General features: G+C 76.1%; 26 protein-coding genes. 12 read left to right on the top strand and 14 right to left on the bottom strand.

Going from position 1 to position 21,540, the window contains the following annotated elements:
- Nucleotides 1–1,264 (bottom strand): lytic transglycosylase domain-containing protein (locus tag AC0CYZ_RS01810; RefSeq protein WP_472211677.1); only part of this gene is annotated, 1,264 nt, incomplete at its 3' end.
- Between the two features lie 160 nt (nucleotides 1,265–1,424).
- Entirely contained in the window at nucleotides 1,425–1,772 is a 348-nt protein-coding gene (locus AC0CYZ_RS01805; protein ID WP_472211683.1) for a S24 family peptidase, read from the bottom strand.
- Nucleotides 1,773–1,927: 155 nt separating this feature from the next.
- On the opposite strand from AC0CYZ_RS01805, the gene sodN reads away from it, so the two are divergent.
- The gene (gene sodN / locus AC0CYZ_RS01800; RefSeq protein ID WP_472211674.1) at nucleotides 1,928–2,365 is read left to right on the top strand and encodes a superoxide dismutase, Ni; all 438 of its coding nucleotides are present in this window, start codon (nucleotides 1,928–1,930) and stop codon (nucleotides 2,363–2,365) included.
- Nucleotides 2,366–2,455: 90 nt separating this feature from the next.
- Complete coding sequence (locus AC0CYZ_RS01795) at nucleotides 2,456–3,094, top strand: histidine phosphatase family protein (protein ID WP_472211671.1); 639 nt, start codon at nucleotides 2,456–2,458, stop codon at nucleotides 3,092–3,094.
- Between the two features lie 16 nt (nucleotides 3,095–3,110).
- Here the strand turns inward: AC0CYZ_RS01795 and AC0CYZ_RS01790 are convergent, their stop codons facing one another.
- Entirely contained in the window at nucleotides 3,111–3,488 is a 378-nt protein-coding gene (locus AC0CYZ_RS01790; RefSeq protein ID WP_472211668.1) for a hypothetical protein, read from the bottom strand.
- 87 nt (nucleotides 3,489–3,575) lie between these two features.
- Here AC0CYZ_RS01790 and AC0CYZ_RS01785 point away from each other — a divergent pair, with 87 nt between their 5' ends.
- Together AC0CYZ_RS01785 and AC0CYZ_RS01780 are read left to right on the top strand one after the other, a co-directional pair.
- Complete coding sequence (locus AC0CYZ_RS01785) at nucleotides 3,576–4,496, top strand: diacylglycerol/lipid kinase family protein (RefSeq protein WP_472211665.1); 921 nt, start codon at nucleotides 3,576–3,578, stop codon at nucleotides 4,494–4,496.
- Between the two features lie 611 nt (nucleotides 4,497–5,107).
- Nucleotides 5,108–5,356, top strand: a complete 249-nt coding sequence (locus tag AC0CYZ_RS01780) for a WhiB family transcriptional regulator (RefSeq protein WP_472211662.1) — start codon at nucleotides 5,108–5,110, stop codon at nucleotides 5,354–5,356.
- A 132-nt stretch (nucleotides 5,357–5,488) separates the two neighbouring features.
- Here AC0CYZ_RS01780 and AC0CYZ_RS01775 read toward each other — a convergent pair whose 3' ends face one another.
- Nucleotides 5,489–7,021 carry a sensor histidine kinase gene (locus tag AC0CYZ_RS01775; RefSeq protein WP_472211659.1) on the bottom strand — a complete coding sequence of 511 codons (1,533 nt, stop codon included), beginning with the start codon at nucleotides 7,019–7,021 and terminating at the stop codon, nucleotides 5,489–5,491.
- Between the two features lie 40 nt (nucleotides 7,022–7,061).
- Nucleotides 7,062–7,352 (bottom strand): biotin/lipoyl-binding carrier protein, encoded by a 291-nt coding sequence (locus AC0CYZ_RS01770; protein WP_472211656.1) that lies wholly within the window; start codon nucleotides 7,350–7,352, stop codon nucleotides 7,062–7,064.
- Between AC0CYZ_RS01770 and AC0CYZ_RS01765 the strand changes: the two genes are divergently transcribed.
- The gene (locus AC0CYZ_RS01765) at nucleotides 7,351–7,425 is read left to right on the top strand and encodes a 50S ribosomal protein bL37 (protein WP_372460785.1); all 75 of its coding nucleotides are present in this window, start codon (nucleotides 7,351–7,353) and stop codon (nucleotides 7,423–7,425) included. The two genes, AC0CYZ_RS01770 and AC0CYZ_RS01765, sit on opposite strands and share 2 nt — an antisense overlap.
- 87 nt (nucleotides 7,426–7,512) lie before the next feature.
- Here the strand turns inward: AC0CYZ_RS01765 and rsrA are convergent, their stop codons facing one another.
- Nucleotides 7,513–7,851, bottom strand: coding sequence for a mycothiol system anti-sigma-R factor (gene rsrA / locus AC0CYZ_RS01760; RefSeq protein ID WP_472211654.1), 339 nt, complete (start codon nucleotides 7,849–7,851; stop codon nucleotides 7,513–7,515).
- A complete protein-coding gene (locus AC0CYZ_RS01755) occupies nucleotides 7,848–8,495 on the bottom strand; it encodes a sigma-70 family RNA polymerase sigma factor (protein WP_472211680.1) in 648 nt (215 codons plus the stop codon). The genes rsrA and AC0CYZ_RS01755 overlap by 4 nt, the downstream gene beginning before the upstream one ends.
- 378 nt (nucleotides 8,496–8,873) lie before the next feature.
- On the opposite strand from AC0CYZ_RS01755, the gene ybaK reads away from it, so the two are divergent.
- Nucleotides 8,874–9,392 carry a Cys-tRNA(Pro) deacylase gene (gene ybaK / locus AC0CYZ_RS01750; RefSeq protein ID WP_472211651.1) on the top strand — a complete coding sequence of 173 codons (519 nt, stop codon included), beginning with the start codon at nucleotides 8,874–8,876 and terminating at the stop codon, nucleotides 9,390–9,392.
- A gap of 201 nt (nucleotides 9,393–9,593) precedes the next feature.
- Here the strand turns inward: ybaK and AC0CYZ_RS01745 are convergent, their stop codons facing one another.
- Both AC0CYZ_RS01745 and AC0CYZ_RS01740 read right to left on the bottom strand, forming a co-directional pair.
- Nucleotides 9,594–10,226: an alpha/beta hydrolase family protein gene (locus AC0CYZ_RS01745; protein ID WP_472211648.1), complete on the bottom strand. Its 633-nt coding sequence runs from the start codon at nucleotides 10,224–10,226 to the stop codon at nucleotides 9,594–9,596.
- Entirely contained in the window at nucleotides 10,223–11,008 is a 786-nt protein-coding gene (locus AC0CYZ_RS01740; protein WP_472211644.1) for an SOS response-associated peptidase, read from the bottom strand. Before AC0CYZ_RS01740 ends, AC0CYZ_RS01745 begins: the two co-directional genes overlap by 4 nt.
- A gap of 56 nt (nucleotides 11,009–11,064) precedes the next feature.
- Between AC0CYZ_RS01740 and aroA the strand changes: the two genes are divergently transcribed.
- Complete coding sequence (gene aroA / locus AC0CYZ_RS01735; RefSeq protein ID WP_472211641.1) at nucleotides 11,065–12,417, top strand: 3-phosphoshikimate 1-carboxyvinyltransferase; 1,353 nt, start codon at nucleotides 11,065–11,067, stop codon at nucleotides 12,415–12,417.
- Nucleotides 12,414–13,436, top strand: a complete 1,023-nt coding sequence (gene rsgA / locus AC0CYZ_RS01730) for a ribosome small subunit-dependent GTPase A (protein ID WP_472211638.1) — start codon at nucleotides 12,414–12,416, stop codon at nucleotides 13,434–13,436. Before aroA ends, rsgA begins: the two co-directional genes overlap by 4 nt.
- Before the next feature lies 1 nt (nucleotide 13,437).
- Here rsgA and AC0CYZ_RS01725 read toward each other — a convergent pair whose 3' ends face one another.
- Together AC0CYZ_RS01725 and AC0CYZ_RS01720 are read right to left on the bottom strand one after the other, a co-directional pair.
- The gene (locus AC0CYZ_RS01725) at nucleotides 13,438–13,902 is read right to left on the bottom strand and encodes a DUF3237 domain-containing protein (protein WP_472211635.1); all 465 of its coding nucleotides are present in this window, start codon (nucleotides 13,900–13,902) and stop codon (nucleotides 13,438–13,440) included.
- Nucleotides 13,899–14,534: a nucleoside/nucleotide kinase family protein gene (locus AC0CYZ_RS01720; protein ID WP_472211632.1), complete on the bottom strand. Its 636-nt coding sequence runs from the start codon at nucleotides 14,532–14,534 to the stop codon at nucleotides 13,899–13,901. The genes AC0CYZ_RS01725 and AC0CYZ_RS01720 overlap by 4 nt, the downstream gene beginning before the upstream one ends.
- 57 nt (nucleotides 14,535–14,591) lie before the next feature.
- Here AC0CYZ_RS01720 and AC0CYZ_RS01715 point away from each other — a divergent pair, with 57 nt between their 5' ends.
- Together AC0CYZ_RS01715 and AC0CYZ_RS01710 are read left to right on the top strand one after the other, a co-directional pair.
- A complete protein-coding gene (locus AC0CYZ_RS01715; protein ID WP_472211629.1) occupies nucleotides 14,592–15,860 on the top strand; it encodes an FAD-binding domain-containing protein in 1,269 nt (422 codons plus the stop codon).
- 43 nt (nucleotides 15,861–15,903) lie between these two features.
- Nucleotides 15,904–16,863 carry a patatin-like phospholipase family protein gene (locus tag AC0CYZ_RS01710; RefSeq protein ID WP_472211625.1) on the top strand — a complete coding sequence of 320 codons (960 nt, stop codon included), beginning with the start codon at nucleotides 15,904–15,906 and terminating at the stop codon, nucleotides 16,861–16,863.
- Here the strand turns inward: AC0CYZ_RS01710 and AC0CYZ_RS01705 are convergent.
- Genes AC0CYZ_RS01705 through AC0CYZ_RS01695 form a run of 3 tightly spaced genes read right to left on the bottom strand, consistent with a single transcriptional unit; the run spans nucleotide 16,860 to nucleotide 19,847 of the window.
- Entirely contained in the window at nucleotides 16,860–17,372 is a 513-nt protein-coding gene (locus AC0CYZ_RS01705) for a DUF6912 family protein (RefSeq protein ID WP_472211622.1), read from the bottom strand. The two genes, AC0CYZ_RS01710 and AC0CYZ_RS01705, sit on opposite strands and share 4 nt — an antisense overlap.
- Complete coding sequence (locus AC0CYZ_RS01700; RefSeq protein ID WP_472211619.1) at nucleotides 17,369–18,379, bottom strand: patatin-like phospholipase family protein; 1,011 nt, start codon at nucleotides 18,377–18,379, stop codon at nucleotides 17,369–17,371. The genes AC0CYZ_RS01705 and AC0CYZ_RS01700 overlap by 4 nt, the downstream gene beginning before the upstream one ends.
- Nucleotides 18,380–18,431: 52 nt before the next feature.
- On the bottom strand, nucleotides 18,432–19,847 hold the full coding sequence (locus AC0CYZ_RS01695) for a WS/DGAT/MGAT family O-acyltransferase (RefSeq protein WP_472211616.1): 1,416 nt from the start codon (nucleotides 19,845–19,847) through the stop codon (nucleotides 18,432–18,434).
- 55 nt (nucleotides 19,848–19,902) lie between these two features.
- Here AC0CYZ_RS01695 and AC0CYZ_RS01690 point away from each other — a divergent pair, with 55 nt between their 5' ends.
- Both AC0CYZ_RS01690 and AC0CYZ_RS01685 read left to right on the top strand, forming a co-directional pair.
- Complete coding sequence (locus AC0CYZ_RS01690) at nucleotides 19,903–20,706, top strand: TrmH family RNA methyltransferase (protein WP_472211613.1); 804 nt, start codon at nucleotides 19,903–19,905, stop codon at nucleotides 20,704–20,706.
- Nucleotides 20,707–20,906: 200 nt separating this feature from the next.
- The coding region (locus AC0CYZ_RS01685) for a hypothetical protein (RefSeq protein WP_472211610.1) at nucleotides 20,907–21,540 on the top strand (634 nt) is incomplete at its 3' end.

The raw sequence follows: 21,540 nt of genomic DNA, 5'->3' as shown, positions 1-21,540 counted from the left end.
GGGCGGAGGGCGAGGTGGCTGAGGTCAAGGTGGGCGAGGTCGACGTGGGCGAGGTCGACGTGGCGGAGGTCGACGTGGGCGTGGCGGAGGTGGCCGAGGACGAGGTGGCCGAGGACGAGGTGGCCGAGGACGGGACGTCCTTCGTCGCGGGAGCCCCGGCGGCGGTGGGCCCCGGCGGGGTCGAGGACGGCGCCGGCCCGGGAGCGAGATCTGCACTTCGTGAGCGTGTCGCCGCGATCGTTGCGCGTGTCGCTCCCGAAGTCGTGATCATGGACGGGGCCGGGCCCGGCGTCGAGGGCGAGGGCCGCGCGACCAGCGTGGGCATGCCGTCCACGACCGGGCCGTCCGCGAGCGCTCCGTCGGCGAGCCCCGCGCTGCCCGAGCCCGAGCCCGTCGAGTCCGGCACCGGCAGCGCGCCGGAGGCGTAGGCGTCGGCCCAGCGCAGCACCGTGGCGACGTAGTCCTCGGAGTGGTTGTAGCGGAAGACCGCGTCGTGGCGGGCGGACGCGTCGGAGAGGTCGCCGCCGCCGGAGCACAGGTAGCGCGCGGTGGCGAGGCCGGCGTCGAAGACGTTGTCGGGGTCGGCGCGGCCGTCGCCGTTGCCGTCGGCGCCGTAGGTCCGCCAGCTCGACGGGATGAACTGGGTGGGGCCGACCGCGCGGTCCCAGGTGGCGTCGTGGTCGAGGGCGCCGCCGTCGGTGTCGGGGATGGCCGCGTTGCCGCCGGTGCCGGTGAGTTGCGGGCCGAGGATCGGGCGGCGGGTGGTGCCGTCGGCGTCCACCGCGCCCCCGGCCGCGTGGCCCGACTCGACCTTCCCGATCCCCGCGACGAGCGGCCAGGTCAGCCGGCAGCCGGGGGCGGTGCGGTCGACGGTGGTCGCGGCGGCGCGGTAGGCGGCGAGCACGGTCTCGGGGATGCCGAGCGTGGCCCCGCCCGTCGTCGCCGGGTTCGGCACCGGGGCGACGTCGAGCGGCGGCGTCCCGGGCGGGAGCTCCCCGGGCCCGGGGTCGGGCAGGCGGCCGGTGGCCCCGATCGCGCTGGTGTCCGGCGGTGGCAGCACCTCGGCGGCCGTCACGGGCGCGGGCGGCCCGGCGGCACCGAGGCCCGCGAGCAGCACCACCGCGCCGACGAGGCACGCGGCGACCGGCGCGCGGCGGCGGGCGCGGCGCGGTCGGTGCGCACCGCCGGACGGCGACGACGACGCCGCGACCGCGGGCATCGTCCACGCCGACACGACGGGCGTGCGGCGGTCGTCGTGATCCACGGTGCGTTCGGTCCCCCCGGTCGATGACCCGGGCGCGGCCCCCCGCCGCCCGGTGCGTTCCGGGGATCGTCGTGCGCGGGACCGCGGGCGCTACGTGAGGTCACCCGATCCGGGGGCGATCGTCGCCGTCCCGTGATCCCGCGGTGTCCGCGACGCGACCTCAGCGGCGTGGCAGCCGCCCCGGGCGCGGCCACAGCCGGTGGGTGACGACGGCGAGCGCGACCGCCGGCCCCAGCGTGCGGGAGTCGGTGGAGGCCGTGGGGGCGTCGCCGACGGCGAACCAGCACGCACCGTCGTCGTCACCCTCGCCGGGCAGGCGCAGCGCGAGGCGCTTGACCGAGAGCTGCCCGGGCCGGGCGGGCCACCGGACGAGCGCCACCGCACCGTCGCGCGGGCGCAGGCCCGGGACGGCGAGCACGACGTCGCCGTCGTGCAGCGTCGGGACCATGGAGTCCCCGCGGACGGCGACCCGCCGCGGCACCCCCCGCACCCACACCGGCTCCGCCATGCGCACCGACCCCCCTCCTCACCAGCACGAACGGTTCACCACCCCGCCCGACGACGATCGTCCCGGTGCGGCTGCCCGGTGGGCGTCACCGGAGTAGGTTGGGCCGCGGTCGGAACGATCACCGTGATCCCCCTGGAGGGGAGTTGGGAGGCGACATGGGATTGCTCGCGAGCATCGTCCCGGGGCGAGCGCAGCGACGTGGGTTCCTGGCGCCGCGCCTGGAGGCCACCGCGCACTGCGATCTCCCCTGCGGCGTGTACGACCCGGCGCAGGCCCGGATCGAGGCCGAGTCGGTCAAGGCGATCCAGGAGAAGTACCAGGGCTCCGACGACCAGGAGTTCAAGGAGCGCGCCATCCAGATCAAGGAGGAGCGCTCCGACCTGGTCAAGCACCACCTGTGGGTGCTGTGGACGGACTACTTCAAGCCGCCGCACTTCGAGAAGTACCCGCAGCTGCACGAGCTGTTCAACAAGGCCACGAAGGCCGCGGGTGCCACCGGCACCAAGGGGTCGACCGACCCCAAGACCGGTGACGAGCTGCTCGGCTACATCGGCGAGATCTCGGACATCTTCTGGGAGACCAAGAAGGGCTGAGTCCCGACGCACGCCGCGACGCGCCCGTCCCCTCCCCGGGGCCGGGCGCGTCGTGTGTCGGCGGTCGGCAGGAGCTCGAGGGGAGACGCGGTGCGCGAGAGTCCGGTCGGGCGCATCTACCTGCTCCGTCACGGGGAGACCGAGTGGTCGCGCACCGGGCGCCACACCGGCCGCACCGACCTGCCGCTGACCGCGCACGGCGAGGAGCAGGCCCGGACCGCCGGCCGGCTGCTGGTCACGCTGCGCGGCGACGACGCGCCCCCGCCGGTCGTCTGGTGCAGCCCCCGACGCCGGGCGCTCGACACCGCCGCGCTCGCCGGTCTGACCCCGGACGCCGTGCGCGAGGACCTCGCCGAGTGGGACTACGGCGACTACGAGGGCCGCACGACCCCCGACATCCGCACCGAGGACCCGGGCTGGACGGTGTGGACGCACCCCGTGCCGCACGGCGAGACCGGCGCGCAGATCGCGGAGCGGATCGACGAGGTGATCGTCGACGCGGACCGGGAGCTCGACCGGCACGACGTCGTGCTCATCGGCCACGGGCACGCCAGCCGCGTCCTCGTCGCCCGCTACCTGGGCCTGGCCCCCGGGGCGGGCGTCGGGTTCGCCTTCGACCCGGCGTCGGTGACCGTGCTCGGGCACGAGCGCGGGGAGCACCGCATCGACCTGCTCAACGCGCCCGGCGGGCTGGTGGAGCCACCGCCCCCGCCGGCGGACCGGCACTGAGGGCGCGCCGCGCTCCCTACTGCTCGGCCCAGTCCCGCCCGGCCCGGGTGAGGACGCCCGCGAGGATCGCCACGCACACCAACGCGATCGGCACGCCCCACTGCGGGCGCCCGCTCGTCACTCCTGCGTAGAACGCGACGCCGAGCCCGAGCAGCTGGGCCACGACGACGGGCCCGCGCGCGCCCCGGGCCCCGCGGGCCAGCGCGATCCCGGCCGCCGCCACGCCCGCGCCGAGGAGCACGACGAAGGCCCACACCTGCGGGGTGCCCTCCAGGACGAGGAGCACGATGCCGACGACGGCCAGGGCCGCGCCCTCCAGCGCGCTGGCGAGCGCGGCCACCACGAGCGAGCGGGGCGGCGCATCGGTCCCCGGGGCGGGGAGCGGACCGGACACGGTCCCAGGGTAGGCCGCCACTCCCCGGCGGGATACGCGCACCACGCCCGGCCCAACGGCTCACGGCACGGCGCTACGGTGAGTGCCGTGCGCGCCCTGCTCGTGGCCAACCCGTCGGCCACCACCACCACGGCAGCAGGACGCGACGTCATCGCGCACGCGCTTGCGAGCGAGCTGAAGCTCGAGGTCATGGCCACCCGCTACCGGGGGCACGCCGCCGAACTGGCCGCGCGGGCGGCCTCGGAGGGTGTCGACCTCGTCGTCGTCCTCGGCGGCGACGGCACCGTCAACGAGGCCCTCAACGGCCTGCTCGTCGACGGCCCCTCCGACCGGGTCCCGGCGCTCGGGGTGGTGCCCGGCGGGTCGGCGAACGTCTTCGCCCGCGCTCTGGGCGCGCCGCGCGACCCGCTGGAGGCCACCCACCAGCTGCTCGAGGCCCTCGCCGCGGGACGCAGCCGCACCGTGGGGCTCGGGCGGGCCGACGAGCGGTGGTTCTCCTTCAACGCCGGCCTCGGGTGGGACGCCGACGTCATCGCGGCCATGGAGCACGCCCGGGACCGGGGCCGGGAGGCGACGCCCGCGCGCTACGTGGCCACCTCCTTCCGGCGGTGGGCGACGGCGCGGACGAACCCGCCGTCGTTGCGCGTCGAGATCCCCGGCCGCGAGCCGGTCGAGGGCGTCAAGCTCGCGCTGGTCTCCAACACCGACCCGTGGACCTATCTCGGGGGGCGGGCCGTGCGCACCAACCCCGGCTGTTCGTTCGAGCGCGGGCTGGGCCTGTTCGGGCTCCGCACGCTCGGCCTGCCGACCATCGGGCGGATCGTCCGGCAGATCCTCTCCGAGGACGGGTTCACCGAGCTGGGCTCGGTGCTGCGCGACGACGACGTCCCCGCGCTGCGGATCACCTCGGACGAGCCGGTGAACCTGCAGGTGGACGGCGACCACCTGGGGCGGCGCAGCGACGTGGAGTTCTTCGCGGTACCGCACGCGCTCCGGGTCGTCGTCTAGCCGACGTGACCCCGGTCACTCGGATACGGCCGGCGGGCCGCCGGACGCCCTTCGGGGGCCGACGAGCGGGGCCTTGATCCGGCCTTCGGGGGACTGTGTCGCCGGCTTCACGGGCACGGAGCAGCCGGTTTGAGATCGTAGCGACCGTTCATCGCCGCCCGGCGGCCGGGTCGACGCCTCGTCGTGCCGCGTTTTCCGCTCGTCGCAGTGATCGGGACGTCACGGTCCGCCGATATCCACTCACCGACCGACCATGCCCGTCGAGCCGCTTGGGACTCGATCCAGACGCGTTCCTCCTGCAGATTCTTGGTCATCCCCCGCGAGAGCCGGGCAGGAATGCACCACGCAGAACTGCTCGGCCGGTCCCCGGGAGGCGGAGATTCTCTCCGCAGACCGGTGGCACGGGGGGCGGACACGCCGGAGGTCCGGCCGCGGCTTCGTCGCCGCAGGTCGGAGCGCCCGACGGGTCGCCTCCCAGGAACGAAGCGCACGACCGAGAACGGCACGAGGGGCCGCTGGAGGCCCCGGGCGATTCCGCCCCGAAGGAATCGCCGACGACCACCGCAACCCGGTGCGCTCCCCGAGTCGCACCCAGCGAGGAGACCAGCACGATGGACTGGCGGAACGACGCTGCTTGCCGCGACGAGGACCCGGAACTGTTCTTCCCGGTCGGCACGAGCGGCCCGGCGCTCTCTCAGATCACGCAGGCCAAGGCCGTGTGCCGTCGCTGCCCCGCGATGTCCGAGTGCCTGAGCTGGGCCCTCGAGTCCGGCCAGGACGCCGGTGTGTGGGGCGGCGCGAGCGAGGACGAGCGCCGCGCCATGAAGCGCTACGGCGTGCGGGTGGACGTCCAGTCCTGACCCGCCCCCCAGGGCGGCGGACGCTCGCTCCCCACGCGTCCGCCCCCGGACGGCGCAGCCCGACAGCAGGAAACGGCGAAGGGCCCCCTCGGTCGATCCACTCGACCGGCGGGGCCCTTCGTGGTTCCCGGGTCAGGAGCGGGAGCGGTCCCCCCGGTGCGGCAGCGGGATCGTCAGCTCGGCGCGGGTGCCGCCCTCCGCGCCGGGGCGCAGGCTGAGGGTCCCGCCCAGCTCGGAGTCGACGAGCGTGCGGACGATCTGCAGGCCGAGCCCCGGGGCCCGCTCCAGGGAGAAGGTCTCCGGCAGCCCGCGGCCGTCGTCGACGATCTCGATCAGCAGCCGGCTCGCGGTGCGGGTCGCGACGATGCGCACCGTGCCCGTAGCCCCTTCGCCGAACCCGTGCTCCAGGGCGTTCGAGACGAGCTCGGTGACCACCATGACCAACGGGGTCGCCATCACCGCGGGCAGCACCCCCGCGCGGCCCTCCCGCCGCATCGCCACCCCGGCACCCGGGCGCGCGACGTCGTTGAGCATCGGCACGACCCCGGCCAGCACCTCGTCGATGTCCACCCGCTCGTCGACCGACGCGGCCAGCGCCTCGTGCACCAGCGCGATCGACGCGACCCGGCGCATCGACTCGGTCAGCGCGGAGCGGGCCTCGTCGTGCCGCGTCCGGCGGGCCTGCAGGCGCAGCAGCGCCGCGACCGTCTGCAGGTTGTTCTTCACGCGGTGGTGGATCTCGCGGATCGTGGCGTCCTTGCTCATCAGGGCACGGTCCCGGCGCCGGACCTCGGTCACGTCGCGCACGAGCACCAGCGCCCCGCTGGGGACCCCGCGCGGGCGCAGCGGTAGCGCGCGGACGACCGCGGTCGCCCCGCGGCCCTCGACCTCGACCCGGGTGGACGGCGAGCCGGCGAGCGCGTCCCGCAGCATCGTCACGACCTCCGCGCCCTCGAACGGGTCGGCCGAGACCTTGCGGGCGACGGTCGGCAGGTCGGCGCCCACCAGTTCGTCGCTCCAGCCGAGCCGGTGGAACGCCGACGCGGCGTTCGGGCTCGCGTAGAGGATCGTGCCGGCCGCGCTCGCCCGGACCAGGCCGTCCCCGACCCGCGGCATCGAGCGGCCCTCGTCCGCGCTCGCGGCGGTCGGGAAGGTGCCGTCGGCGATCATCTGGCACAGGTCGCCCGCGACGGCGAGGTAGGAGATCTCCAGGGTGGACGGGACCCGCGGCGCCGCCAGGTTCGTGTCCCGCCCCAGGACCGCGATCACCCGGCCCTCGTGGCCGACCGGGACCACCTCACGGCGCACCGAGCGCCCGCGGTGCCAGCGGGGCTGCTCCTCGCGCCGCATCGTGGTGTCGCCGAGGGCCCGCAGCAGCTGGGGGTGCTGGGCCGCGGTGGCGGTGCCGCCGACCATGTCGTCGGGGTGCGCGGTCGGCGCCGTCGTCGGGCGGCTGTGCGCGACGCACAGGAAGGTCGGGGCGCGCCCGGACGCAGTCGGCCCGTCGGCGCCGTCCTGCGGCACCGTCACCGGCACCCACAGCAGGAAGTCGGCGAAGGACAGGTCGGAGAGCAGCTGCCACTCGGAGGCGAGGCGCTGCAGGTGCGCGACGTCGTCGCCGGAGAGGTCGGTGTGCGTCGCGAGCAGGAAGCTCAGCGTCGACATGGCGGGTGTCGCCTCGGTGGTCGGGGTCGGGATTCGGGGGTCAGTCGCCCTCGGACGCCCGCTCGAGCACCGCGATGAGGTCGCCGCCCTGCACGACGTCGCCCTCCTTCACCGCCACGGAGACCACCGTCCCGTCGACCTCGGCCAGCACGGGGATCTCCATCTTCATGGACTCCAGGAGCACGACGGTGTCGCCGGCCGCCACCCGGGTGCCCTCCCGCGCGACGACCTCGAGCACGTTCGCGACCATCTCCGCGCGGATCTCGTCAGCCACGACGGCCATCAAACCATCGACGGGGTCGATTACCCCCTCGTGGGAGGATGAGGTCATGTCGAAGCGTGCACGTCAGAAGCGGGACCGGAAGAAGAAGAGCAGCAACCACGGCAAGCGCCCCAACTCCTGAGGTGCTCCCCGGGAACGACGACGGGCCCCGGAGGCGGTTGCCTCCGGGGCCCTCGGTCGGTCCGGGCCGGTGCGCGCCGGCGCGGGTCTAGCTGCGCCGGGTCTCGACGCGGGTCTGGTTCACCTCGACGACGGTGCCCGACGCGGTCCGCTCGACGCTGACGGTCGCCTGCTCCAGCACCGTCGCCCGGATCCGCTCGCGCAGCTTCTGGTGCAGCTCGTCGGGGGCGCGGTCGCCGCCGCAGGTGCGGGCCAGCAGCGTCTTGACCTTCTCCTCCAGCCCGTAGCGGGCCAGGCACGGCCCGCACTCCTGGAGGTGGCGGCGCAGCTGGGCGTCGCGCTCCTCGCCGCACTCGCGGTCGAGCAGCAGCCACACCTCGGCGAGGACCTCGTCGCAGTCGGTCTCGTGGGGTTCTCCGCAGCTCACGACTGCACCCCCTCGTCGACCGATCCCCGCAGGAACCCACGGTCACGCGCGGTGTCGGTCAGCGCGTCCCGCAGCTGCTTGCGCCCGCGGTGCAGGCGCGACATCACCGTCCCGATCGGCGTGCCCATGATCTCGGCGATCTCCTTGTACGCGAACCCCTCGACGTCGGCGAGGTAGACCGCCATCCGGAAGTCGTCCGGCAGGGCCTGCAGGGCCTCGCGGATGTCGACGTCCGGCAGCCGGTCGAGCGCCTCGACCTCGGCCGAGGGCAGGCCCGCCGAGCTGTGCTCCGCGGACTGCGAGAGCTGGTAGTCGGTGAACTCGTCGGTCGGGCTCTGCTGCGGCTGGCGCTGCCGCTTGCGGTACGTGTTGATGTAGGAGTTGGTCAGGATGCGGTACAGCCAGGCCTTGAGGTTGGTGCCCGGCCGGAACGACGTGAAGGACGAGTAGGCCTTCAGCACCGTCTCCTGGACAAGGTCCTCGGCGTCCGGCGGGTTGCGAGTCATCCGCATCGCGGCCGCGTAGAGCTGGTCGACCATCGGCATCACGTCGCGCTCGAAGCGCTCGGCACGCTCGGCGACGGTCTCCGTCTCGAGGTCGGCGGGGCTGGACCCGGGCGGGGTGACGGGGTCGACGGACTCCACGGCGTCGGCGCCGTCCGACTGGACTGGCACCGTCGTGCCCCCCGTCGCCACGTCCGCCACGTCACGGTCCGTGCGCACGGCTTCGGCCACCGGACTCCCTTCGCGCCGCGCGTCGGACGCGGCGTCGGAACTCCGGGAGGCTACCCCTGCGGGCGCACGCCCATCCCCATCCTGTGAGGAGTCCGGGTCCCTGCCCGGGAGCAGGATCACGACCCCGTCGGCCGCACGCGGGGCACGGGCCCCGGCCTGCGTGCCGCGCTCCATCGTCATCGCTGGCATCGTCACCTTCCCTCGGTCGCGGTGCGCTGACCACGACCCGACTCTGGTGTGTCCAAACGCCCGCGCCCCCGCGCCGATTCCCCGCTAACCTCCCGCGACGTGGCGCGACGCAGCCGGGCGGGCGGAGCGACGGGAGGACCGGCGTCCGCCGGCGGGACGCCCGCGCTGACGCTCCTGGAGCGCGCCGGGGTCGCGTACGAGACCCACCCGTACTCGGCACCGGGCGTGGCCGCGTACGGCACGGAAGCCGCCGAGGCCCTCGGCCTCGACCCGCGGCGGGTGTTCAAGACGCTGGTCGCCGAGGTCGACGGCGCCCCCGTCCTCGCGATGGTGCCGGTGGCGGGCACGCTCGACCTCAAGGCGCTGGCGACGGCGCGCGGGGGCAAGAAGGCGGTGATGGCCGACCCGGCCGACGCCGAACGGCTCACCGGCTACGTCACCGGCGGGATCAGCCCGCTCGGCACGAGGCGGCGCCTGCCCGTCGTCGTCGACGCCTCCGCGCTCGAGCACCCGACCCTCTACTGCAGCGCGGGCCGCCGCGGCCTGCAGGTGGAGCTGGCGCCGGCCGACCTCGTCGCGGCGGCGTCGGCCACGACGGCCGCGGTCGCCGGCTCGTAGCGCCCTCCCGCGGCTCGCCTCCCCCCGTAGGGCAGCAACGGCACGTTCCTGACGTCAGACGGCAGGACGGCGCCGTTCGCCCACTCTGCCGGGCCTACCCCCCACGGCAGCAACGGCACGTTCCTGACGTCGGACGGCAGGACGGCGCCGTTCGCCCACGCGCGGAGCGACGACTCCCCGAGGCCCGACGACCCGCCCGCCTCACCGAGCGAACAACGCCGCCAACCACGGCCCGACCGCGTCCCGGATCGGACCCTTCGCCCTGAGCGAGTGGTCCCCGCGCAGCACGACGACCTCGCGGTGGGCGGCGACGGGCGGCACCCCGAACGGGTCGCGGTCCCCCGAGACCGCGAGCACCGGGATCCGGGCCGCGTCGACCGCGTCGATCTCGGGCGAGCGGTCGGCGCGCGTCCCGTCCTTGCGGGCGGGCGCGAGCAGCGGGAAGGCCAGCGCGAGGACCCCGGCGGGCGCCGGGTCGGCCGCGACGGCGCCCCGGCACGCCACCCGCGCGCCCGACGACCGGCCGCCGTGGACCTGGGGCACGCCCGGGAACCGGCGGGTCAGCTCGGCCAGCACCGCGGCCCACGCCTCGTCGAGCTGCGCGGCGGGCGCGGGGGCGCGCCGGCCCGCGACGCGGTAGGGCTGCAGGACGCGCGCCACGGCCACGTCGCCCGGGGCGGCGCCCACGGCGGCGAGGAGGTCGGGGGCCTCGATCCCGCCGCCCGCGCCGTGGCCGAGGACGAGCAGGCCGGCGACGGCGGCGGGCACGGCGAGCACGACCCGGGCCGGGCCGTGCGGCGTCGGGACCTCCAGCTCGTCGGCGGTGCCGATCACGAGGGGTTGACCGACTCGAGGTCGAGGCCCTGCTGCTCGGGCTGGTCGTGGACCTCCTCGACGAGCTCGGCGCCGTGGTTGCGCACGTTGTTGACCTTGGCGGACACCTGGCGCATCTCGAGCGCGGTGACCAGGTCCAGCGACGGCTCGAGCAGGGCCGTGGCGTCCTCGCGGTCCGGGTCGAGCCACTCGGCCCAGCGCTCGCGCGGGAGCACCAGCGGCATCCGGTGGTGGATCTCGGTGAGCGGGCCCGCGGACGCGACCGTGACCACGGTCGCCGACACCAGCGGCGCGGTCCCCTTCTCCGCGGAGCGCGGCCGCCACGTCTCCCACAGCCCGGCCAGCGCGAGCGGGTGCCCGGCGAGGCCGGACTCCTGCGAGTACGTCATGAAGTACGGGACCTTGTGCCCGCCGTCGCGCAGCCACTCGTACCAGCCGTCGGCCGGGAGCAGGCAGCGGCGGGAGGCGGCCGCGCGGCGGAACGCCGGCTTCTCGGTGAGCGACTCGGCGCGGGCGTTGATCAGCCGATTGCCCACCGACTCGTCCTTCGCCCACGACGGCACCAGGCCCCAGCGCATCGCGCGCAGCGACCGCTCGATCGAGGACGGGTCGGGCGTGCCCTCGTCGTCGCGCGGGTGCCGGTCGACGACGCCGGGGACCGTCAGTGTGGGGGCGACGTTGTACTCGGGGGTGTCGATCCGGAGGCCCTCGGTGGCGTCGCGCGCGTCGAACTCCTCGGCCAGGTCGGCCGGGTCCTTGGCCAGGGCGTAGCGACCGCACATGGCACCGATCCTCCCACCGCCCACCGACGGCGGCCCCGACACGCGAGAATGGCGCGGTGAGCACCTGGAGCGCACCCCGCGCGGAGGGCCCGGTCCGCGGCACCGTCGCGGTCCCCGGCTCGAAGTCGATCACCAACCGCGCCCTGCTGCTGGCCGCGCTCGCCACGGACGGCGCGACGCGCACCGTCGAGGGCGCCGCCCGCTCCCGCGACACCACGCTCATGGCCGAGGGCCTGGCCGCCCTCGGGGCCACCACGGCGATCACCCCCGGCCGGGACGGCACCGTCGACGTCGCCGTCACCGCACCCGCCCACCTGCGCGCCGCCCGCGTGGACTGCGGGCTCGCGGGGACCGTCATGCGCTTCCTCCCGCCGGCCGCCGCGCTCGCCGACGGACCGGTGGAGTTCGACGGCGACCCGCACGCCCGCACGCGGCCGATGGGCGGGGTCCTCGAGGGCCTGCGCGGGCTTGGCGTGGCGATCGAGCCCGCCGACGCCGACCGGCTGCCGTTCACCGTGCTCGGCCGCGGCGGGGTCGCCGGTGGCGCGGTGGCCGTCGACGCGTCGGCCTCGTCGCAGTTCGTCAGCGGCCTGCTGCTCTCCGGTGCGCGGTACGACGCCGGGCTCACCGTCACCCATCGCGGTCCGGGCGCGGTGCCGTCGCTGCCGCACGTCGCGATGACCGTGACGATGCTGCGGGCTGCGGGCGTGGCCGTGTCCGACGCCGCGAACCACGGGACGAGTCCGTCGCGCTGGGCGGTCGCGCCCGGGCCGATCACGCCGGCCGCGCGCCACGTCGTCGAGCCCGACCTTTCCGGCGCCGCGGTCTACCTCGCGGCCGCCCTGGTCACCGGCGGGGAGGTCACCGTCGCGGGGTGGCCGCGGTCCGCGCCCGACCGGCCCGACCTGCAGCCGGTCGGCGCGGTGCGGGCGGTGCTCGAGGCGTTCGGCGGCACGGTGACGATCGACGACGCCGGCCTGACGGTGCGCGGCGACGGCCGCCTCGCCGGGGTCGACGTGGACCTCGCCGAGATCGGGGAGCTCACCCCGACCGTCACCGCGCTCGCGATCGTCGCCGCCCGCGACGGGGCGCGCTCCCGGCTGCGCGGGGTCGCGCACATCCGCGGCCACGAGACCGACCGGCTCGCCGCGCTCGCCGCCGAGGCCGCCGCACTCGGGGCGCGGGTGGCCGAGACCGACGACGGGCTCGTCGTGGAGCCGTCCGCGGACCTGGCGCCGACGCGGCCCTGGGGCGCCTACGCCGACCACCGGATGGCCACCGCGGGGGCGCTGGTCGGGCTCGTCGTGCCGGGCGTGGAGATCGACGACGTCAGCGCGACCACCAAGACCCTCCCCGACTTCGCCACCGACTGGCCCGCGCTCGTGCTCGGGGTGGGGATCCCGGCGTGACCCGCGGCGGCGCGGCGGGGCGCTACGACGAGAGCGACGTCCGGGTCCGGCCCGGGCGGGGCACCCGGCCGCGCTCGAAGCGCCGCCCGGAGCACGCCGACGCGCGCGCCGCGATGGTCGTCGGCGTCGACCGCGGCCGGTGGACCTGCGCCCCCGACGACGAGCCGCACGTCCGCATCGTCGCGATGCGCGCCCGCGAGATGGGCCGCACACCGGTCGTCGTCGGGGACCGGGTCGACCTCGTCGGCGACACCACCGGCGACGACGACACCCTGGCGCGGATCGTGCGCGTGGCCGAGCGCACGAGCGTGCTGCGCCGCACGGCCGACGACACCGACCCCTACGAGCGGATCGTCGTCGCCAACGCCTCGCACCTGGTCATCGTCACCGCGCTGGCCGACCCGGTCCCGCGGACCGGCTTCGTCGACCGCTGCCTCGTCGCCGCGTACGCCGGCGGCCTGACCCCGGTCCTGTGCCTCACCAAGGCCGACCTCGTCGACGACGGCGGGGCCGCGTTCGCGGGCGAGTACACCGAACTGGACCTGCCGATCGTCGTGACCCGCAGCGACGAGGACCCGGCCGCCCTGCGCGACGTCGTGACCGGGCGGGTGTCGGCGCTGATCGGGCACTCGGGGGTCGGGAAGTCGACGCTGGTCAACGTCCTGGTGCCCGACGCCGAGCGCAGCGTGGGCGTGGTGTCCGGCGTCGGGAAGGGCCGGCACACGTCGACATCGGCCGTGGCGCTGGCGCTGCCGGGCGACGAGGGGTGGGTGGTCGACACCCCCGGCATCCGCTCCTTCGGGCTCGCGCACATCTCCCCCGACGACGTCGTGGCCGCGTTCGGCGACCTCGCGGCGGCCGTCGAGAACTGTCCGCGGGGCTGCTCGCACCTCGGGCCGCCGGCCGACCCGGAGTGCGCGCTGGACCCGCTGGTCGCGGCCGGGGCGCTGTCGGCCGGGCGGCTGGCGGCGCTGCGGCGCGTGCTGACCGCGCTGCGCACGCCCGCCTGGGAGATCTGACTCAGGTCACCGTGTAGGCGTCGTAGACCACCGCCGACGCCCGGCGGCGAGCCACGGCCACCGTCAGGACCCGGGTCAGCCAGGCGTGCTGCGGCGCGCTCGTCTCGAAGGTCGCGGTGACGCGGAAGTAGTACGACGACGGGTCGGGCTCCTCGCCGCGTGCCAGCGCGGCCAGGACGTCCGGCGGCCCGGCGCGGACGCCGGCGGTCCGCAGGTAGACCAGGGCCCCGTCGTCGGCGCGGAGCAGGTAGCGGGTGTCGATCGTGGTCGCGCCGTCGGCCTGGATCACCTGCCAGTCCGCGCCACCCGGGACGACGACGCCGGAGAAGCGCTCACCGGTCACCGTGCCACCGACGATCGGGACGATGCGGCGGTGGCCGGCGTCGGTGACACCGAGGTCGAGCGGGGCGTCGAGCTCGACGACGACGTGGGCGAGGAACGCCAGGCCGGGGACGGGGAGGGTCACGGGCCGAGGATCCCCGCGACGGAGTCGTCGGGGAACACGACGTCGGCCCGGTGCGCCGTGCGGGCGATCACGGCGGCGTTGGCGGCGTCGGAGCCGTCGGCGCGGGCGACGGCCTCCTCGTGGGTCCGGCCGACCTGCTCGTGCCGGGCGATCAGCCGATCGCGTCGCGTGGCCTCGTCGGGCGCGAGGAACCACGCCTCGTCGAGCAGCCCCCGGATGCGGTCCCAGGGTGCGTCGTCGAGGAGCAGATAGTTCCCCTCGGTGACGAGCAGGGTCACCTCCGGCGCGATCTCCAGCGCCCCGCCGATCGACTCCTCCACGGACCGGCGGTACTCCGGCGCCCAGATCGTGCCGGTCGTGTCGGTGCGGAAGCGCTCGAGGAAGGTGACGAAGCCGGCGGGGTCGAACGTGTCGGGCGCCCCCTTGCGCTCCAGGCGGCCGAGCCGCTCGAGCGTCGAGTTCGCGAGGTGCCACCCGTCCATCCCGACGACGGCGACGCGGCCCGGGTGGTCCTGCCCGCACCGTTCCCCGATCGCCGCGGCGAGGGTGGACTTCCCGGCGCCGGGCGCGCCGACGATGCCCAGGACGCGGCGGTCGGGGCCGGCGGCGAGCCGGTGGACGCGGTCGAGCACGGGTGCCCTCCGGGCATGTGAACGGAATTGGTCGCTCCAGCGACGAACATCGTGCACATGCGGGTACTGCTCTGTGTGCAGCTCCCCGTGCCGGACCCCGGTCCCGACGCCGCCGTCGCCTTCGTCCGCGACCACCTCGGCGACCTGACCTGCGACACCCCGGCCGCCTCCGGCGCGTTCCGCGGCGGGCAGACCGCCGCCGACGCCGCGCTCGACGCCCTCGACGTCACCGACTACGCCCGCCGCCGCAACGACGTCTGGCCGCCCGAGCGGCGCGGCGCCTCTCGGATGTCGCCGTGGATCCGCCACGGCCTGCTGTCCCTGCCAGCGCTGTGGGCCCACGTCGGCGACGCCCCGCCGCGGGACCGCACGAAGTACCGCGACGAGCTCGCCTGGCAGGAGTACGCCCGCCACGTGTACGCCCGACTCGGGCGGCGGCTCGGCGACGACCTGCGGGCCCGTCCCCCGCGTCCCCCGGAGCCCTGGGAGGACCCCTGGCCGCGCGACATGGCCTGTATGGACGCGAACCTCACCGAGCTGTACGACGACGGCTGGCTGGTCAACCAGACCCGGATGTGGCTCTCCAGCCAGTGGACCGTGCGCGCCGGTGCCCGCTGGCGCGACGGCGAGGACGCGTTCTTCACCCACCTGCTCGACGGGTCCCGCGCGGCCAACCGGCTCGGCTGGCAGTGGACGGTCGGCTCGGGGACGGGCAAGGCCTACGGCTTCTCCCGCCACCAGGTCGAGAAGCGCGCGCCGAAGCTGTGCGCCGGCTGCGTGCTCAACACCGACTGCCCGGTGCAGGACTGGCCGCCCGAGCAGCGCACCGAGCGGATCGAGCCCCCGGCGTCGCTGCGGGGCGACGGCGATCCCGACGCGACCGCGGGCCCGGCGTCGGGACCCGGCCCGACCGACGTGGACGCCGTCTGGCTCACCGCGGAGTCCCTCGGGGACGACGACCCCGCGCTGGCCGCTCACCCCGACGTGCCCGCCGTGTTCGTGTTCGACGAGCCGCTGCTGCGCCGGCTGCGCCTGTCCGGCAAGCGGCTGGTCTTCCTCACCGAGACCCTGGCCGACCTCGCGACCCGCCGGCCCGTGGAGCTGCGCCGCGGCCCGGTCCCCGACGAGCTCGGGGACCGCCGGCCGGCCGTCACCTTCGCGCCGGTCCCGGGCTTCCGCCGGCTCGCCGCCCGGCTGGAGCCGGCCGAGGTGCACCCGTGGCCGTGGCTCTTCCGCCCGCGCGCCGGGCGGCTGCAGAGCTACACGGCGTGGCGCAAGGGCATGCCGTCGACCCCGGACGGACCGCGGGTCGCCGCCCGACCCTGAGGTGCCGCGCGTGGCTGTCGGTCCTCGCGGGCACCATGACGCCGTGGTCCGTGTCGCCGTCGCCTGTCAGGGCGGGGGCAGCCAGACGGCGTTCACCGCCGGTGTGCTGCGCCCGCTGCTGGAGTCCCCCGAGGTCGAGCCGGTGGCGTTCACCGGGACGTCCGGCGGGGCGATCTGCGCGCTGCTCGCCTGGTACGGGCTGCGCACCGGCGGGCCGCGGCGTGCCGTGGAGCTCCTCGACGGGTTCTGGCGCGACAACGCCGCCACCTCGCCGCTGGACGCGGTGACCAACGCGCTCGAGGTGGGCCTGGTCCGCCTGCGCGACCTCAACCTCGTGCCGCTGCTCGCCTTCGACCCCTACCGCTTCCCCGAGGTGGCCCGCACCCAGCTGCGCGACCTGCTGGAGCGCTGGGTCGACTTCCGCCTCGTCGCCGCGATGCCCCGCGACGAGGGCCCGGTGCTGCAGGTCGGCGCGGTCGAGGTCCGCAGCGGGGAGTTCCGGCGCTTCGACTCCCGGCGCGGCGAGATCACCGTCGACACCGTGCTCGCGAGCGCCGCCATCCCGACACTCTTCCGCGCCGTGGAGACCGAGGACGGGGCCTACTGGGACGGCGTGTTCTCCGAGAACCCGCCGATCCGCGACCTCCCCGCGCTCGACCTCGACACGATCTGGATCGTCCAGCTCTTCCCCCGGTCGATCACCACCGAGCCGCGCTCCCCCGGCGCCATCGCCGACCGGCGTGCCGAGCTCACGGCCAACCTCTCGCTCGAGCAGGAGATCGACGCGATCGAGCGGATCAACGGGTTCGTCCGGGCCGGCACCCTGACCGACCCGAGCTACCGGGAGGTGGGCATCGAGCGCATCGAGCTGGACCGGGCGCTGGACTCCGCCTCCGCGGCCGACCGCTCGCCGGCGTTCCTGCGGGGCCTGATCGCCGACGGCGAGCGCGCCGGCGCGGCGTTCCTCGCCCGCCGCAGGACCGCGTCGGGGTCCCGGACCTAGGCCAGGCCCTCGAGGTCCAGGACGAACGGCAGCTCCTGCAGGCCGTACCAGGCGAGCTCGTGGTCCTCGGCGTCGCCGACGGCGAGCTCGGCGTCCTCGTCGCCGAGGTCGGCCCGGTCGATCGCCGCCGCCGCGGCGCGCACCGCGTCGGCGGCCTCGGCGAGGTCGAGGTGCACCGACGCGAGCCGGCGCATCGGGATCGGGCCGGCCACCCGCACCACGGCCGCGTCGAGGTCCGGGCGCAGCGTCACGTCGTCGACGTCCGCGGCCACGACCGCCCGCCGCGCGGGGGCCTCGGGGTCGTCGGCCAGCTCGGGGCCGAGCAGGCGCAGCGAGGCCCGGGCGGCCTCGGTCATCGCGACGTACTCCAGCTCCTCGTCGTCGCCCGCGGTGTACGCCTCGCGCAGCCCCGGCGTGAGCGCGAACGCCGTGCCCGAGAGCGGCTGCACCTGCTCGTCGGCGAGGAGCTTGCGCAGCCCCGCGACCGTGGTCGGTACGTAGACCCTCACCCGTGTCCTTCCGTGAAACCGTCGGTCTCGTCCCGGTCCGTGCGCGACCACCAGGCCGCCGTCGTCCGCAGCGCCGTCTGCAGGACCTCGCGCTGCCGGCGGGCGTCCATGACGTTCCAGCCCATCACCGCGCGGTCCTCCGGTCCCGGCGCGTGCGCGGTGACGCGCAGCCCCGCGGTCCGCAGCCGCGCGATCTCGCGGGCGCTGCGGCCCCCGACGATCCCACGGAACAGGCCGTCGGCCGCCGCGCCCGCCCCGGTCAGGCGGATCCGACCGCGCCGGGCCAGCGGGACCAGCACCAGGGCCTCGTCGACCGGCGGGACGTCGGCCCCCAGCAGCAGGTCCGCGGACGTCGCCGAGCACACCCCGCCGTCGACGTAGCGCCGCCCGTGGATCCGCACCGGCGCGAACCACCCGGGGACGGCGCAGGACGCGCTCGCGGCGTCGGCCGGCGACGCGGGCGGCGCCCCGGGCCGGCCGAACGGGACCCGGTCCCCGGTGTCGTAGTCCGTCGCGACGATGCGCAGCTCGGGCGCCGACGGCGGGCCCGGCCAGGCCTCCGGGGCGAAGGACGACACGAGCTTCACGACGCCGGACGTGTCGGCCCGCCCGACCGGCAGCAGCGCCGAGGCGACCGCGAGCGGCGGGAACCGGCGGGGCGCCCGCGCGATCCGGCCGAGGAGCCGCACCGAGCCGGGCCCCATCCGCGGCAGCGGGGGCAGCCCGCCGCGGGCGCCGCGGCGTCGGGGCCGGGACCCGCCCGACGACGACGGGCGCGGGGGCGGGTCGAGCAGGTGCTCCACGAGGTCGTCGACGGCGACGCCGCTGGCCAGGGCGGAGGCGATGATCGACCCCGCGGAGGTCCCGACGACGACGTCGGCGTCGCGGGCGTCGAGCCCGGTCGCCTGCTGCCACGTCGAGAGCGCGGCGATGGCCCAGGCGTAGCCCAGCGACCCGCCGGTGCCGATCACGAGGCCGCGACGCGACGGCGTGCGGGGGGCGCTCACCGGAGGCCTCCGCGCGTCACCGGCCCGGCCGCGGTCGTGGTGGTCGTGGCCGTCATCGCGGCACCGTCGCGACCAGCTCGGTGAGGGCCTCGGCGACCAGGTCGCCGAACTCGTCGACGTCGGCCATCGCGTCGCGGTCGGCGTTGAAGCCGTAGAAGACCCCGCCGTCGTAGGACGTCAGACCGACCGCGAGGGACTGCCCCTTCGCCAGTGGCACGACGGGGTACATCTCGAGCATCCGCGCGCCGCCCGCGTAGAGCGGGTGCTGCTGGCCGGGCACGTTGGAGACGACGACGTTGAAGAGCCGCCGCGAGAGCCCGCTCGCGGCACGGGCGCCCAGCGCGTGCAGCGTCGGGGGCGCGAAGCCGCCGACCTGCACCAGCGCGTTCGCCCCCACCGACTGCCCGGACTGCTTGTGCTCGCGCATCGCGTGCGCGACGTGGTGCATCCGCAGCACCGGGTTCGGCTCCCCGACCGGCAGGTCGACCAGGTAGGAAGCGATGCGGTTGCCGAGCAGCCCGGCGCCGTTGATCGCGCCGGTGGCCTCGGCCTCGCCCCGGACCGACAGCGGCACCATCGCGCGCATCACCGTCGACGGGGTCACCGACGCGCCGCGCGAGAGCAGCCAGTTGCGCAGCGCCCCGGAGATCACGGTGAGGACGACGTCGTTGATCGTGCCGCCGTGGGCGCGGCGCACGCGCCGGTAGTCGTCGAGGTCGGTGCGCGCGTGGGCGAAGCGGCGCTGCGTGGAGATCGGCACGTTGAGCGGGCTGGTCGGCGCGGGGCGGACCGCGGTGCGCACGGCGGAGAGCAGCCCGCCGGCGACCCCCGCGACCTGCGCGACGGTGTCCGTGGCGTCCCGCACCGCGGCGCGGGCGGCCTCGACGGCGTTGCCGGGGCGGGCGACGGCCTCGCCCACCGCGTCGAGGACCAGCTTCCACGGGGTCGGCTCGGGACGGGCGGTCCAGGTGTCGACCGGGTCCTCGCGGCCCTCGGGGGTGTCGTCGAGGACGACCTGGCCGATGTCGATCGACGCGATCCCGTCGACCATGGCCTGGTGGGTCTTGGCGATGATCGCGACCCGCCCGCCGGACAGGCCGTCGACCAGGTACATCTCCCACAGCGGGCGGGTGTGGTCGAGGGGGCGCGACATCAGGCGCGCGACGAGCTCGTTGAGCGCGCGGTCGGTGCCCGGGGCGGGGAGCGCGGAGCGGCGGACGTGGTAGGTCACGTCGAACTCGGTGTCGTCGACCCACACCGGCCGGGCGACCCCGCCGGGCACCTGACGGATCTTCTGGCGGTACCGCGGGACGAGACTGATCCGAGCGCCGATGAGCTCGACGAGGCGCTCGTAGTCGAAGCCGGAGCGGGGTTTGCGGAAGACGGCGACGCTCCCGACGTGCATCGGCGTCGTCGGCTGGTCCATGTAGAGGAAGGAGGCGTCCAGGGCCGAGAGGCGGTCCGGCATGACCCCGATCCTCGCACGACCCCCGGTCGGGCCCCGTCTGCGAGAGTGCACAGTGATGTCCCCCTCCCAGCCACCCGCGACGCCACCCGAGGCGTCCACCGACGAGCCCTCCGGCCCGTCGCCCAAGGACCGGTTCGTCACCGTCTACGGGCGCAAGCCGGTGCTCGAGGCGCTCTCGGACCCGGCGCTGGAGGTCGACAAGGTGGTGCTCGCCGAGGGCGCCGACCCCCGCGCGGTCCGGCCCCTGCTCGAGGCGGCGAGGACCCGCGGGATCCCGGTGCGGCGGGCATCGGCGCAGCGGGTCAAGGTGCTCGCCGGGAACGGGCGCCAGGACCAGGGCGTGATCGCCGACGTGGTCGCGCCGGGGATGCGGACCGTGGAGCGGTTCGTGGCGTCGCTGGGCCCGGACGACCCGGCGCGCGTGCTGGTCCTCGACGGCCTGACGAACCCGGCCAACGTCGGGATGATCCTGCGCTCGGCGACGGCGGCGGGGCTCGACGGTGTGCTGCTGCCGCGGCGCGGCGCCCCGTCGATCGACCCGCTCGTGGTCAAGGCCTCGGCCGGGGTGGCGTTCCACGCGCCGGTGCTGCGCTCGGGGACGGCGGCCGCGGGGCTCGCGGCGCTGGCGGAGGCCGGGTTCGTGCTGCTGGGCCTCGACGGCGCCGGCCGGTCGTCGCTGTTCGCGGTGGAGCTGCCGCCGCGGGTGGCGATCGTGGTCGGCGGCGAGACCGACGGGCTGACCGACGACGTCCGCGGCGAGCTGCACGACACCGTCGTGGTGCCGATGGCGGCTGGCGTGGAGTCGCTGAACGCCGCGTGCGCGGCGACCCTGGCCTGCTTCGAGCTGGCCCGCCGCTGACGTCAGAGAAGTCCCCCTCTCGGCGTGCTCCCCTTCCCGGACGTCAGGAGAGCGGCGTTGATCGACCCGGGCCGTCGGCGGAATCCGGCGGATCTCGCGGAACGGCCCCCGCGCGGTCGCGCCCTCGCCTAGTTTCGGCAACGGTCGCGGACTCCTCCCGCCGCGCCGGTCTCGGGTGGCGACGACGGGAGGAGCGGGCCATGAGCGTGGCGACGAGCGAGGTCGTCCCGGAGCCGGTGGGAGGCGGACCCGGGGCGGTGCCTCGTGGGTCCACGCTGCTGCGTCCGCGCGACCCGGTGACGACGCCGCCGACGGTCACGCCCGCGCGCGCCCGGCGGATGGATCGCCGACCGCTCCCGCAGCTGCGACCCCTGGTCGAGGTGCTCGCCGAGGCGGGGCTCCCTCCGGCGCCCGTCGAGGACCCGCCGGTGGTCCGGGACGACGCCGAGGCGGACGTGGCCGACGTGGCGGGCGGTCCCGCGTGGGAGGCCGCGCTGGAGGCGGCCGCCGCGCAGGTCGGGCCGCTGGCCGTCGGGCTCCTGACGGCGGTCGCCGAGGTCCTCGACGGCCGGCGCCCGTTCGCGCACCTCGCCCGCCGGTGCCCCGCGGCCCTCGTCGAGCGGGTGCGGTCGGGGCTCGCGCGGGCGGCGCCGGGCTTCCCGCGGGGGGCTCGGGTGCGCGGTCTGCGGCTGTGCCCGGTCGTGGGCTCGCCGGGAGGGGACGGCGCGCCCGGGCTCGCCGTCGAGGTGGCTGCGGCGCTCTGCGGTCAGGAACAGGGCCGGAGCGCTGCGGGTCGGAGTGCTCCCCGGCGTGCTCCGGGCGGGGGTGCTGCGG

It is taken from the genome of Actinomycetospora sp., from assembly GCF_055612215.1.
This window is presented reverse-complemented; position numbering and strand designations above follow the sequence as displayed.